This window comes from Micromonospora sp. BS32 (assembly GCF_059089345.1).
Genome location: NZ_JBSSHR010000001.1, coordinates 384,094 through 396,516, shown reverse-complemented (window position 1 = coordinate 396,516; position 12,423 = coordinate 384,094). Strand labels below are relative to the sequence as shown.

8 protein-coding genes and 1 pseudogene are annotated in these 12,423 nt (G+C 70.1%); 1 reads left to right on the top strand and 8 read right to left on the bottom strand.

All coding sequences use genetic code 11. The features are described 5' to 3' along the window. Positions 1–400 precede the first annotated feature (400 nt). Complete coding sequence (locus tag AC5RWQ_RS01890) at positions 401–1,132, top strand: VOC family protein (protein WP_494280983.1); 732 nt, start codon at positions 401–403, stop codon at positions 1,130–1,132. A 59-nt stretch (positions 1,133–1,191) separates the two neighbouring features. On the opposite strand, the gene AC5RWQ_RS01885 is transcribed toward AC5RWQ_RS01890, so the two are convergent. From AC5RWQ_RS01885 to AC5RWQ_RS01850, 8 genes and pseudogenes are all read right to left on the bottom strand, one after another. Beyond that, positions 1,192–3,588, bottom strand: coding sequence for a DUF4132 domain-containing protein (locus AC5RWQ_RS01885; protein ID WP_494280982.1), 2,397 nt, complete (start codon positions 3,586–3,588; stop codon positions 1,192–1,194). Continuing rightward, the gene (locus AC5RWQ_RS01880; RefSeq protein ID WP_494281151.1) at positions 3,588–3,974 is read right to left on the bottom strand and encodes a hypothetical protein; all 387 of its coding nucleotides are present in this window, start codon (positions 3,972–3,974) and stop codon (positions 3,588–3,590) included. Before AC5RWQ_RS01880 ends, AC5RWQ_RS01885 begins: the two co-directional genes overlap by 1 nt. Before the next feature lie 155 nt (positions 3,975–4,129). After that, positions 4,130–5,296 carry an amidohydrolase family protein gene (locus AC5RWQ_RS01875; RefSeq protein ID WP_494280981.1) on the bottom strand — a complete coding sequence of 389 codons (1,167 nt, stop codon included), beginning with the start codon at positions 5,294–5,296 and terminating at the stop codon, positions 4,130–4,132. Positions 5,297–5,629: 333 nt separating this feature from the next. Further along, the gene (locus AC5RWQ_RS01870) at positions 5,630–6,253 is read right to left on the bottom strand and encodes an HIT family protein (protein WP_494280980.1); all 624 of its coding nucleotides are present in this window, start codon (positions 6,251–6,253) and stop codon (positions 5,630–5,632) included. Positions 6,254–6,423: 170 nt separating this feature from the next. Next, positions 6,424–6,859: pseudogene (locus AC5RWQ_RS01865) on the bottom strand (VOC family protein). A 280-nt stretch (positions 6,860–7,139) separates the two neighbouring features. Continuing rightward, complete coding sequence (locus AC5RWQ_RS01860) at positions 7,140–7,352, bottom strand: hypothetical protein (protein WP_494280979.1); 213 nt, start codon at positions 7,350–7,352, stop codon at positions 7,140–7,142. 263 nt (positions 7,353–7,615) lie between these two features. Next, complete coding sequence (locus tag AC5RWQ_RS01855) at positions 7,616–9,043, bottom strand: MFS transporter (protein ID WP_494280978.1); 1,428 nt, start codon at positions 9,041–9,043, stop codon at positions 7,616–7,618. Between the two features lie 393 nt (positions 9,044–9,436). Beyond that, positions 9,437–11,404: a heavy metal translocating P-type ATPase gene (locus tag AC5RWQ_RS01850; protein ID WP_494280977.1), complete on the bottom strand. Its 1,968-nt coding sequence runs from the start codon at positions 11,402–11,404 to the stop codon at positions 9,437–9,439. Positions 11,405–12,423: the final 1,019 nt, after the last annotated feature.

Here is a 12,423-nt window from a genome sequence, read left to right as displayed (position 1 = left end):
CCCAACGCGATACTTCCACGAAGGTGCACGCCGGTCGTACCTGAGAGAATCGTTCGCCATGCTCGCTCGGCGCCAGATGAGGGTGGGCGTAACGATGCTGGCGTGGCGGAATGTCGGATCTGAGGCGCTACCCCAGGCCCAGGCTTCGTGGCACATTGCGAACCCACTCGCCGGTGCCGGGCTCCTCCAGGTCGTATGCGGCCGCGATGCGCGATATGGCTGCCCTCGAGGGCTGCGACAGCCGACAACAGCGCGCCGACGACCCGGTCCATGTCGCTCATCGCGCCTTCATACCCGACCGCATTTCGCCGTGCGGCGGATGGGCGCCTCTGGCGCGCGACTGTCAACGCCCGCCCTGCGCCACTCGCGATACGTCCGGCCCGGCTCGCGCCTTGTCGTCATGCTGGCCCGTGCCTACTGTGCAGTGATGCTTTCGCGAATGCTGACGGTGACGTTCGATGCGCACGACGCGGCTCGCCTGGCAGAGTTCTGGGCCGGCTTGCTCGGCCGGGAGGTCGTCGAGGACGCCGGTGGTGCGCTCCTGCCCGGCGACGACACACAGCTCAGCCTGCGGTTCGTTCCGAGCCGCGCGGAGAAGGTGGGGCCGAACCGCATGCACCTTCACCTGACCAGCGCCAGCCGCGCCGACCAGCAGCACACGGTGACGACGGCGCTGGGGCTCGGCGCCGGTCACCTCGACGTCGGGCAGCGCCCCGAGGAGGAACACGTCGTCCTGGCCGACCCCGAGGGCAACGAGTTCTGCGTGATCGAGCCGGGCAACGCCTTCCTCGCCGGGTGCGGCTTGCTCGGGGAACTCGCCTGCGACGGCCGCCGGGAGGTCGGCCTCTTCTGGAGCGAGGCGCTGGGTTGGCCGCTGGTGTGGGACCAGGACCAGGAGACCGCGATCCAGTCACCGCACGGCGGCACAAAGGTCGCCTGGGGAGGCCCGCCCGTGGCCCCGAAAAAGGTGCGCAACCGGCAGCGCTTCGACCTCGCCCCGGCCGGTGGCGACCAGCACGCGGAGGTCGACCGGCTGGTCTCCCTCGGAGCCACTCGGCTCGAGGTCGGTGCGGACGGCGCCGTCGTGCTGGCCGATCCCGACGGCAACGAGTTCTGCGTGAGAGGAAACTGACCACAGCGTTACTGCAATGGTTGTGAGCCTTGGAAGACACGGCCTGGCACGACTGGTGGTCAATGGCGTCCACGCAGCTGGGCCACGATCGACGGGTCAGTGATCCGGGCGTCGTCGGCAAGCAGAAACGCCTTGCTGAGGATCAGCGCGAGCCGGTCGTCGTCGAACGGCAGGAAGACCTGCTCGCGTGGTTCCCGCCGGGACGGCACGATGCACAGGTACACATTTCCCGGCTCCATCAGGATGTTCGCGCTGCCCAGGTGAATCCTGTAGCTGTGCAGGTGTCCCCGCACGACAAGATAGCGCTCGGTCAGCTCGCATCGATCGGCGAGCTTCGTCCGCGGGATGATCCGCTCCAGCGCGCTCCGCCGGGCCTGCGCCGTCGCCGTCAGCTCGGCGAGGCTCGCCTCCCGCCAGTAATCGACGTAGAGGTCGTCCCCGCGGTCCATCCAGTGCGGATCGGCGGCGATCGAGGTCACGGACACGAACAGGTCCACATCGCGCATCGCCTCGCTGAGGACCATGGCCGGAACGTCGGCCAGCTGTGTCGTCCGCCAGGCGCCGCCGACCCGGCGATCGAACCACACCCGGTCGGTGCTGGCGCACTCGACGCCGTCCGGTTGTTGGTCGCGGTAGTCATGCCGGAACCCGATCCGCCAGGCCCCGCCGGGCAGGACCCGGTACGCGTCGTCGGTGTCCCCGCCGTCCCACGGACCGAGCCTCGAACACGTCCAGCCCCGGCCCTTCATCAGCGCGTACAGCTGCCGGTAGTGCACGATGTGCGCGGCGAACCGGTTGGAGTAGGTCTCGGTCTGCAGCTCGGCCGGCGTCAGCAGGTAGACCTCCCGGAACGCCTGCTTGAACGGTTGCCGCAGCTCGCGATCGGTGAGCTCATCGCGCCAGCCCCGGATCTCCTCGGCCGACGTGTTCAGCGGGTGCCACAGCCGGATTTCCGCGTCCGGCTCGGGCTCGGGCACGGCCGTCCCGCTCAGATCCGCGAAACCGTCGCCCGTGGGAAGCACCGACCGCCATTGGCCGGACGCGCCCGGCACCTCCCAGATCAGGCGCCGCACCACGCTCCACCCGAGACCGTTCGTCGCCAACTCGTCACGCCAGCGTCGATAGGGCAGCGTGGTGCCGGCGGTGAAGCCGATTTCCAGCGACCGCGCTACCGTCGCGAGATGTCCCCGGGCCTGCTTCACCAGGTCGCGCAGTTCCTGCACGGTGTCGGCGTGGTCGCGCCGTACGGCCGTTGGGACGGTCGCCAGCGCCTTGCCGTCCGCCCGTCGCCAGGCCAGGTCAACGTCGTGGGACAGGGTGACGACCGCGTCGTACCCGCCGACGGTCACGGTGCGGACGCCATCGGGCCCGAACCCGAGGTCGGGTAGTCGGAACGCCACGTCGGGTCGATCCCCCAGGGCTCGTTCGATGCGTCGCAGCTCGCGGTCGAGCTGCTTGTGTACGCCCTTGTGCCGGGCTGCGGCGCGGGCGGCACGCAGCGCGGCCGAAGCCTCCGGCGTGGGGAAGTCCTCGACGGCGCGGGCCACCTCGTACAGCAGCGCCTGCGAGGGGGCTGTCCGGGCGGCGGTCGGTGCCACAGCGACGCCCAGCAGGAGCGGTCGTAGCAGGTCCATCAGCCAGGGCTCGTCCCGCAGCAGGGCGACCCGCACCGCCCGGCCGAGCGCCGCCACCTCGTCCCTCTCGAACGCCGCGTCCGCCTGGTACGCGATCCTGCCGGACTGAATATCGGCGACCCGCCGGTGTGCCGCCTCGAGCGCCCGGTGCGCGAACGACGCGTACTCCGGCCTGTCGGCCAGTCTTTGCCACATGTCCGGCAGCCGGGGTGGCGAGTAGTACGAGCGCTCACCGCTCGCCTCGGCGAGCAGCGCCTGCGCGATGGGGTCGAGCGCGGACACCACCGCGGCCTCGTCCCGGGCGATCGAATGCAACGACCACGCGAACAGCTTGCTCTCGATACGCGCGGTCAACCCGCCGCCGAGCCCGGCAAGGGCCATCAGCGCGTACGGATGATCAAGCCGGGATCGATCGCCGAGTGCCGTGACCAGGCGTCTGGCCGATCGCGCCGCCTCCTGCGGCAACGGCCCCTCGCACCGGAGCAGCACGTTGACGGCCAGCACGGGATTCCCGGAGCACCACGGCTGCGCCAGCTCGTCCACTAGCGCGGACAGCATGGCGGCACACGACTCCGGGGTGAACGCCGGCTGCCGTTGCTGGCACGCCGCCGTGATGCCCAGCTTCACCCAGTGGGCGGGATCCAGCGGCAGCAGGCGATAAGCGGCGGCCAACAGTACGCCGAGTTCCCGGTCGCTGAGCCGCGATGCGTCCACCACCCGACCGGCGACCGAGTCGTCCGCCGCCGCTTCGGGGACGGTCACCACCCGCAGCAGGCTGGCGGCGTACGGCGACAGTGCCGTGTCGGGGACCACCGCGGTCATCAACCACCGACCAGGGGAACGAGCCGGAGGAACGTGATCTCGGTGCCCGTCCGAAGTTCGACCTGCGCGTCGAGGTCCTCGACCTGCCGGTCGTCGACGAGCACGATGAAACCGTTGCGACCGAACGCCTCCACCGCGCGATCGTACTGGCGGTGTGGGTCGACCTGGCGATGCTGGTACCTGCGGGCGCCATTGAGCTCGCGCTCGGCCCCCGACGGCTGTACCAGTCCCCGGAACTCTCCTGAGCGCCGGGCGTTGTGCTCCGCAACCTCCTGGAACACCCGGCGACGAATGACCTCGCGCAGCGGCAGCCGCTCCTCGAAGATCTCCAGATGCCACGCGTCGGGCTCGCGACCCGCGGTCGTTTCATCGACGATGCTTATCATCACCACGGCGGCCAGGCTGCCAGACAGGGCCGACAATTCCCCACTGCGCGGCCTGGCATCTCGCGCCTGCCCGACCGGGCGGCTCGACCGGGCGCGATCACGGCGGCCGGATCGTGAGCCTCCCGGTCGCCGCTGTCTTGAGGCCCCGCCCGGCGTCAGCGCACTCGATGGCCGGCGCGGAACACGGCCGTTACGGCGCGTACAGCGGTGACGTCGGCGAGGGGATCGCCTTCAACGGCGAGCAGGTCAGCGTCAAAGCCGGGAGCCAGCCGCCCCTTGCGCTCGCCGACCCGGCACGCCGTGGCGGCCAGTGAGGTCACCGCGCGCAGTGCCGCGACCGGCGGGAACCCGCATTCGACCAACATCGATGCGCTGTAAGGCAGGACGCCATGAGGCTTGGGTGGCCCGATACCGGCATCGCTGCCGCACACCACCGTGACGCCGGCATCCCGCATCCGCTGCAGGTTGGCCACGAACCCGCCAACCCGGGCGGCTATCCGCGGCGGGGGTGCAGATCCCGGAACAAACCCGAGGGTCGCCGAGACGACAATGCCGGCCCTGGCGATCGCGTCAATCACGTCCGGGCGCGAGTCGACGCCGTCGGCCGTCATGAACGAGCAATGCTCGATCGTGTCGACGCCTGCCGCGACGGCATACTCGATGCTCGGTACGCCATGGGCGTGCACCGCCACGGGCAACCCGTGGCGGTGCGCCTCCTCAACGGCCGCTCGCAACTCGTCCGGCCCGTACTGCGCCTCGTGCGAGTGCGTCCCAGGCGTCATCTCGCCACCGGTCGCCATCACCTTGATCACGTCGACGCCCCGCTTCACGCGGGCACGTACCGCGGCCCGGACGCCTTCGACGCCGTCCGCCTCGCCACCGAGGAACCAGCAGTGGCCCCGGCTGGTGGTGACGGGCGGGCCGGCCGCGAGGATCTGCGGACCAGACGCGGGGTCGGCGGTGATCTCGTCGCGTAGCCGCAACGCCAGATAACCCCGGTCGCCCAGGTCCCGTACGGTCGTGATCCCCACAGCCAGGCAGGCACGCGCCGCGGTGCGCATCCGACCGAGCAACTCCTCGTCCGGCAGGCCCTCAAGCGCACCGACCGGGTCTGCGCTGGCGTCGAAAGCCAGATGCACGTGGGCGTCGACGAGGCCGGGCAGCAGCGTTGCGTCGCCCAGATCGGCCACCTCGGCGCCCGCCGGCGGCGCCCCGTTGGCCTGTACGCTCACGATTCGCCCGTCGTCGATGAGCACCAGGGGCCGCTCGACCAGGACGGGACTGACCCCGTCAAACGCAGCGCCGCCACGGATCGCCAACATGTCTGCCACCACCAGACCACCGGCGACCCCTCGGTCCCATCATCTGCTGACGGGGTTTCGGCCGCTCGTAGTCACCTAAACCCGCCCGACGCATTGCCGCCATCCGACGGTCGGCCGCCCTTCTACCAACTTCGGCCCAGCGCGTGGCGTCGTCCCACCAGGCCCCCCGCCACCAATCGCCGGGCAATCCGACACCGCCAATGCCGCTCATCGGCTTCGTACGTTGCCCAGACGCGCGATTTGCGGCAGATCCGGACACGTGACCTTGGCAAATCCGCACGGCGGCGGTGGCAACAGCCGTCACGGTGACATTCGGGTCGTGGATCAGGCCGGTCAGGCGGCCGGTTCGCTGGTGGGCGACCGGTGGCCACCGTGGCACGCGACCAACGCGTCTGCCACGATTTCAGCGTCAGCTTGTGCGACATCCGCTGGGTACTCCGGCAGCAGGTCGTCCCAGACGACCAGCCACGACCCGTACAACTGGGCCTGCCCCTCGGGCCGAGCGAAGAACCAGACGTGCAGGTGGGCGCCGCCATCTCCGATGCGGTAGACGTGGGCCCGCGAGATGTGCGGCAGTGCCTGCATGTGGCGGACGATGCGAGTGCTCAACAGCCCCAGTTCGGCGGCCAGTTCGTCGGGTAGATCCGCCATGTCGTAGTGATCGCGCGGATGCAGCATGAGCACCAGCGGGACGCCCACTCCCGGAATCCGGACCAGCCGCCAGTGATCGTTGAACCAGAGCCCTTCGTTCCGGTCGCGGCAGGCGTTGCAGTCCGACGGATCCTCGCCGTGCCGCGCGGGCTCTGGGAGCACCGGCGGGCGCAACGGCGCTACGCGCAGTCCGTCCGGCTCGAACGGACTGATCTCCCATCCCGTCATGCGTGCCAACGGGAGCCGGCGCTCGCTGTCCGCGACGGCGACTGCATGGTCATAGAACTCGTCCGGTCGCAAGGCCATGCCGCGAAGACTAGTACGACAGGATTCCGAGTGACCGATAGCCCCGTCGTGGCTGCCAGGCACCGCCCGATGGCCTCGTACTCGATCGTCCGGATGAACCCGAAGCATCCGCTCGTCGGCAAGGTCGCGCGACCAGGGGCATCAGCGGACGGCCGCAGCGTCGCGGCCACTCAGTCGAGACAGAACTCGTTGCCCTCGATGTCCTGCATCACGAGGCACGACTCGTTGTCGCCATCGGCAGGCAGTAGTCGCACGCGTACCGCGCCGAGCGCGACCAGTCGTGCGCATTCGGCCTCAAGTGCGGCCAGGCGCTCTTCACCCACGAGCCCGGTACCGACCCGCACGTCAAGATGCAGCCGATTCTTGACGACCTTGCCTTCGGGAACGCGCTGGAAGAACAGTCGCGGGCCCACACCTGAGGGATCAATGCATGCGAACGCTGAACCCTGATGCTCAGGCGGCAGGGCGCGATCGAAATCGTCCCAGGTAGCAAACCCCTCCGGTGGCGACGGTACGACGTACCCCCAACACCTCGCACCAGAAACGAGCGACGCGCTTAGGTTCTGCGCAGTCGAAGGTGACTTGGATCTGCTTGACGGACGCCATCGGTCCACCGTAGAGGCGGGGTCTCTCGTCGTCTCCACGGGCCCGCCCCTGGCTGGGTTGTGGCGCATGCGGCCGACTCTTGACGATGAGTGGGACCTTGATACAGCCCACGTTGTCTGACGTCAACCACTACCCGGTCCTTTTGTCGACCGAGGGGGCCAGCACCGTCGCTGACCACATCGGGCGGCTCACGTGAGGCCAGAGAACGGCCGCTGAACCGCCTGACGCCGAGGGGTCGGGTGACAGCCGCCGTAGACCGGGCCGCCCTGATCGCGCCGCGTCAGCATGTGTGGCTTGGATCCCAGTCGGAGAACCCCTGGTGCATTCCAGGGTTGTGTTGCGCGTCGAAGCCCATGGTCTGCGCGCAAACCACGACGTGCCCGCCGAAGTCACGACCTGTCGTGCCCGCGTCGGCCATCGCGGCAACGGGCAGGGCCACGACCGCGACCAGTACCGTTCCCAGCACCGCGACGCTCCTGCGAATCGCACGCATCACTGCCACCTCTCCCGATCACTGCCCCCGCTTCCGGGTTCCATCTGGATCTACTGTTCCTTTGCCCGGTGACTTCCGAACAGGGCCGTAGGTCCCAGCATGGCGGGGCCGCAAGGTCCGGCGCCGGAGAGGTGCGGCCGTTGCGGTCGGCCCGGTCGAATGGGCGGCGGCTGGGGTTCGGTCGTGCCCCGGAGTCGACTGGCCTGTTCGTGGCCAGCCGACTCCGGAGGCCGCATGGCGTAGCGGCTCCCTGCTCAGCAGGGTCAACGGACCTGGGCGGGCTCGGTGTTTGTGGTGGTCTCCAGGCGGGGGGTCGCGGAGCGCACGGTGATCGCGGTGACGACCGCCCCTACCGCGGCAATGGCGCCGGCGCCGATGAAGGCGGCGGAGTAGCCGTCGGTCAGTGCCGGCACGTCACCGAGTCGGTCGGCGCCGTAGGAGGCGGCGATGGCGGTCATGGCGGCCAGGCCGAGTGCCGAGCCGACCTGGTAGCTGGTGTTGACGATGCCGGAGGCCAGGCCGCCTTCCTCCGGTCGGGCGCTGGAGATCGCCGTGCCGAGCGACGGGATGAAGGCCAGCGACATGCCCAACGCCGCGACCAGCGAGGCGGGCAGGACGTCGACGAGGAAATTGCCGTCGGGGCGGGCCAGGGCGAGCCAGCCCAGCCCGGTGGCGAGGACGGCGAGGCCGGTCACCACCAGCGGCTTGGGACCGAACCGGCCAATGGCTCGCGGGGCGATGGTGATCATTCCGAGCATGATGAGGATGGTCATCGGCAGCAGCGCCGCGCCGCTGGGGAAGGCGCTGTAGCCGAGGACCTGCTGCAGGTAGAGGTTGAGGTAGAACCACATCGGGATCCAGGCCGCGCCGAGCAGGAGCTGGGCGAGGTTGGCGGCGCCGAGGTTCGGGGCACGGAAGATGGACAGCCGCATCAGCGGTTCCCGGCGAACGGCCTGGATCGCGAGGAACGCGCCGAGAGCCAGCACGGCGCCGGCGAGCACCAGCCACGTTTCTGCGGAGGCCCACCCGGCCTCGGGGGCGCGCACAATCGCGTACACGGCCGCCCCGAGACCCGCCGTCACGGTCAGAGCGCCGGCGAGGTCGAGGGAGCCGCGGCGGGCGCCGCCGGCCGGCATCAGCACCGGGGTGGCGAGGACCGCGAGCAGGGCGATCGGGATGTTGATGTAGAAGACCCAGGGCCAGCTGACGTACTGGGTGATGACGCCGCCCAGGAAGACACCGGCGGTGCCGCCGGCCGGCGCGGCCGCGCCGTACAGGGCAAGGGCCTTGGTGAGTTCCCTCGGCTCACGGCCGAAGAGCATCATCAGCAACGTCAGCGCCGACGGTGCGATAAGTGCGGCGCCGACGCCCTGCGCGGCACGCGCGGCCAGCTCGACCGCCACGCCGTCGGCCAGACCGGCGGCCAATGAGCCGGCCAGAAGGATCAGCCAGCCCGCGCTGAACATGCGCCGGGCACCGAGCAGGTCCGACAGCCGGCCGCCGAGCAGCAGCAGGCCCCCGAAGGCAACGACGTAGGCGTTGAACACCCACGACAGGTTCTCCGGCGAGAAGCCGAGATCGGCCTGCATGCGAGGTAAGGCCACGCCGATGATCGACGTGTCCATGATGACCATGAACTGGGCGAGCGCGATGAGCCCGAGGGCCCACCACCGCTTGGAACCGTGCGACATTTTCACCCCTCCTTATGCCCCTGGGGGGTATGGGTAAGTGGGAAAGGTATACCCCCTGGGGGTATTTGTCGTCAAGAGCTTGTCCTGACCGACGGCGACAGTGAGACGGTCCTCACCGCTCTTGATTCAAATACCCCGGGGGGTACTTCGATCCCGTCAGCAACGAAGGCGTCAGCTGTTTTCAGAGGGCCATCACACAGCGCGACCCCGCCCGCGACTGGCGCTGTCCCGGCCCGGGTTCACCACCGAAGCCCTGCCGACCGGACCAGGCCGAAGCGCCGCGGCCTGCCTGACATCGCTGGCCTGGCTTGGCGGCAGTTCGTCGGCCACTGCTGCTCTGACTGTGCCGGAACGCCGCTGCTGATCGGGTTGGGCAGGGAGGCGGTCATCGCATCACTGCTTCTCGGGTGTCAGGTGCACCCGGCGCAGCGTCTGGGCGTTGAGAGCAACCACGATCGTGGACGCGGACATGAGCACGGCGGCGGCAGCCGGGCTGAGCGCCACTCCGGCCCAGGCGAAGACGCCGGCCGCCACCGGGATGGCGACGACGTTGTAGCCCGCGGCCCAGACGAGGTTCTGCACCATCTTGCGGTAGGACGCCTTGGACAGGCGGGCCGTGGCGCTGACGCCGCGCGGGTCAGAGGAGGCCAGAACCACGCCGGCGGATTCGATGGCGACGTCAGTGCCGGCGCCGATGGCGATGCCGACGTCGGCGCGGGCCAGCGCGGGAGCGTCGTTGACGCCGTCGCCGACCATGGCGACGGTGAGGCCGCGGCCCTGCAGGTCGGTGACGATCTCGTCCTTGTCCGCGGGCAGGACCTCGGCGAACACCTCGTCGACGCCGGGGCGGAAACCCAGGTCCGCCGCGACCGCGTCGGCCACCGGCCGGGCATCACCAGTAATCATTGCGATCTTCTGGATGCCGAGTTCACGCAGCTGGGCGATGGCCTCGCGCGCCTCGGGGCGTACCTCGTCCTCCAGGGCGAGCGCCCCGAGCAGCTGCGGCGCACCGTCCAGCCGCGCCAGGTAGAGCACGGCGGCGCCCCGCTTGGACCACTCCTCGCCGGCGCGGGAGAGCTCGCCGGGCAGTTCGGCGTGCAGCTCGCGCAGCAGCGCCGGGCCGCCCACCGCGTACGCCGTTCCGTCGACGGTGGCCTGCACGCCCCGACCGGGCAGGGACCGGAAGTCGTTTCCCTTCGCCGGCCCGACGCGTTCGGCTGCGGTGACGATGGCGCGAGCCAGCGGGTGCTCGCTGTCGGCCTCCACGCCGGCGGCCAGCCGCAGCACGTCGTCCTCGGTGGTGCCAGCGGCGGCGGTGACCCCGGTGACGGTGTGCGCGCCCCTGGTCAACGTGCCGGTCTTGTCGATCAGGACCGCGTCGACGGTGCGCATCCGCTCCAGCGCCAGGCGGTCTTTGACCAGGATCCCGCCCTTGGCAGCCACGCTGGTCGACAGTGCAATGACCAGGGGAATCGCCAGGCCCAGCGCGTGCGGACAGGAGATCACCAGCACGGTGATGGTGCGTACCACGGCCTGTTCGACGTCCCCGAGGGCGGACCAGACGATCAAGCTGACGGCGGCGGTGCCGGTGGCGATGTAGAACAGCCACGCGGCGAACCGGTCGGCGAGCACTTGAGCCCGACCGCCGGCCTGTTGGGCCTGGGCGACGAGGCGCTGGATTCCGGCCAGGGCGGTGTCCTCCCCCACCGCGTCGATCTGCACCCGGATCGCGGAGTCGGTGGCGACCGTGCCGGCGACGACCCGGTCCCCGACCGCCCGGGGCACCGGGCGGGACTCCCCGGTGATCATGGATTCGTCCAGTTCCGCGGTGCCGTCGACGACGTGCCCGTCGGCGGGCACCCGGGCGCCGGGGCGGACCAGCACCGTGTCACCGAGGCGCAGGTCGCTCACCGGCACGCGCTGTACCTGGCCATCGGCAGCTACGCGTTCAGCGTCGTCGGGCAGCAGCGCGGCCAGCGCCGCCAGGGCCCCCCGGGCTTGGCCGATGGCCTGCATCTCCTGCCAGTGCCCGAACAACATGATGGTCACCAGCGCGGCCAGCTCCCACCAGAAGTCCAGCCGGAAGGCGCCCAGACTGGTGGCCAGCGACGCGACGTACGCCACGGTGATCGCCATGGCGATAAGCAGCATCATCCCGGGAGCGCGGTCCCGGACTTCCCGCACGGCCCCCACCAGAAAGGGCCACCCGCCGTAGAAGAAGACGACCGACCCCAGCACGGGACCCACCCATGCCATGCCCGGAAACTGCAGCGAGTACCCCAACGTCTGCATCACCAGATCGCTGGTGAACACGATTGGGATGGTCAGGGCGAGGCTGAGCCAGAACTTGCGCCGGAACACCGCCGGGTCGTGCCCCGCATGCTTGTCGTGGCCGCCATGCGCCCCGCCGCCTGAGTGCCCGGTGGGAGCCTGGGCGGGACTGGGGCCTGCGCCCGGTCGACCGTGGCCGGCAGCCGCCTGATCGGGATGGCCAGACGCTCCATGGTCGGGGTGCCGCGCGGACCCGCCGTCATGGTCCATCCGCATCGCCTCCCGCACGCCCTGGACGGCTACTCGCGCGGGTGACCTCGTCGCTCATGACCGTCACGAACAGTGCCTGGCGTAAGTCGCGCCGACCGCTGGCGCAGTAGATGTCAGCATGCATGCCGGGCCGTCTGCGCACCGCCGATCTGGCGAAGTCGGGCGTCTCGGCTCATGGCCGTGGCTAAGATCTTCTCCGGCGGCGCGCAAGGCAACCGCAACCGCCGCGACGCGAGGGGCTGGCCGTTGTCGGCCCCGCCACTGGCCGCAGCAGGCGGAGACGCTCCTGCCGAGTCACCCCAGAGGCCAAAGAGCGGAAGCCTCATCGCCGGCCGGGGCGTATGCCGGTCCTAGCGCACAAGCACGGAAGGGTCCGTGGAGATCGCCGTTGACCAATCGGGGTACTGACGTCAGCCCGGCTGCGAAGGGCGAGACGACGTGGCCGGGGAGACCTTCCGCCTGCCGCTTGAGCGGCTGGACACCGTCCTGTTCGACGTAGACGGGCTGGTGTCCAGTAGTGGTGCCTCACCACCATCCCCGGCCTCATTCCCGAATGAGGCGAGGGCGTTCGCCGACACCATCGGACTGCTCTCGATGCTGAGCGAGCTGGGGGTTCCAGGCGGTGACGACGCAGGGAGCGCCACGGGCCGCCGCGATCAGGTCCGCTGGAGTGGACGTGGTGCGATCGCTGGCGCGATGGAGGCCGATAGTGGGCAGCCGCTGGCCAGGCGCTGGTGGGTCGCGCGGGACCGCCGAGGATGTGGTGACAGGGTGTGGGCGGCATGCGCCAGAACCCTCGACAGGGAGGTGACCTATGCCCCTGACAGGATGCCGCCCCG

What these genes read in the sequence shown, in the direction of transcription:
- AC5RWQ_RS01860 (WP_494280979.1), bottom strand. Translation starts at nt 7,352, where the DNA reads ATGCGTGCGATTCGCAGGAGCGTCGCGGTGCTGGGAACGGTACTGGTC.
- AC5RWQ_RS01855 (WP_494280978.1), bottom strand. Translation starts at nt 9,043, where the DNA reads ATGTCGCACGGTTCCAAGCGGTGGTGGGCCCTCGGGCTCATCGCGCTC.
- AC5RWQ_RS01885 (WP_494280982.1), bottom strand. Translation starts at nt 3,588, where the DNA reads ATGACCGCGGTGGTCCCCGACACGGCACTGTCGCCGTACGCCGCCAGC.
- AC5RWQ_RS01870 (WP_494280980.1), bottom strand. Translation starts at nt 6,253, where the DNA reads ATGGCCTTGCGACCGGACGAGTTCTATGACCATGCAGTCGCCGTCGCG.
- AC5RWQ_RS01875 (WP_494280981.1), bottom strand. Translation starts at nt 5,296, where the DNA reads ATGTTGGCGATCCGTGGCGGCGCTGCGTTTGACGGGGTCAGTCCCGTC.
- AC5RWQ_RS01880 (WP_494281151.1), bottom strand. Translation starts at nt 3,974, where the DNA reads ATGATAAGCATCGTCGATGAAACGACCGCGGGTCGCGAGCCCGACGCG.
- AC5RWQ_RS01890 (WP_494280983.1), top strand. Translation starts at nt 401, where the DNA reads ATGCTGGCCCGTGCCTACTGTGCAGTGATGCTTTCGCGAATGCTGACG.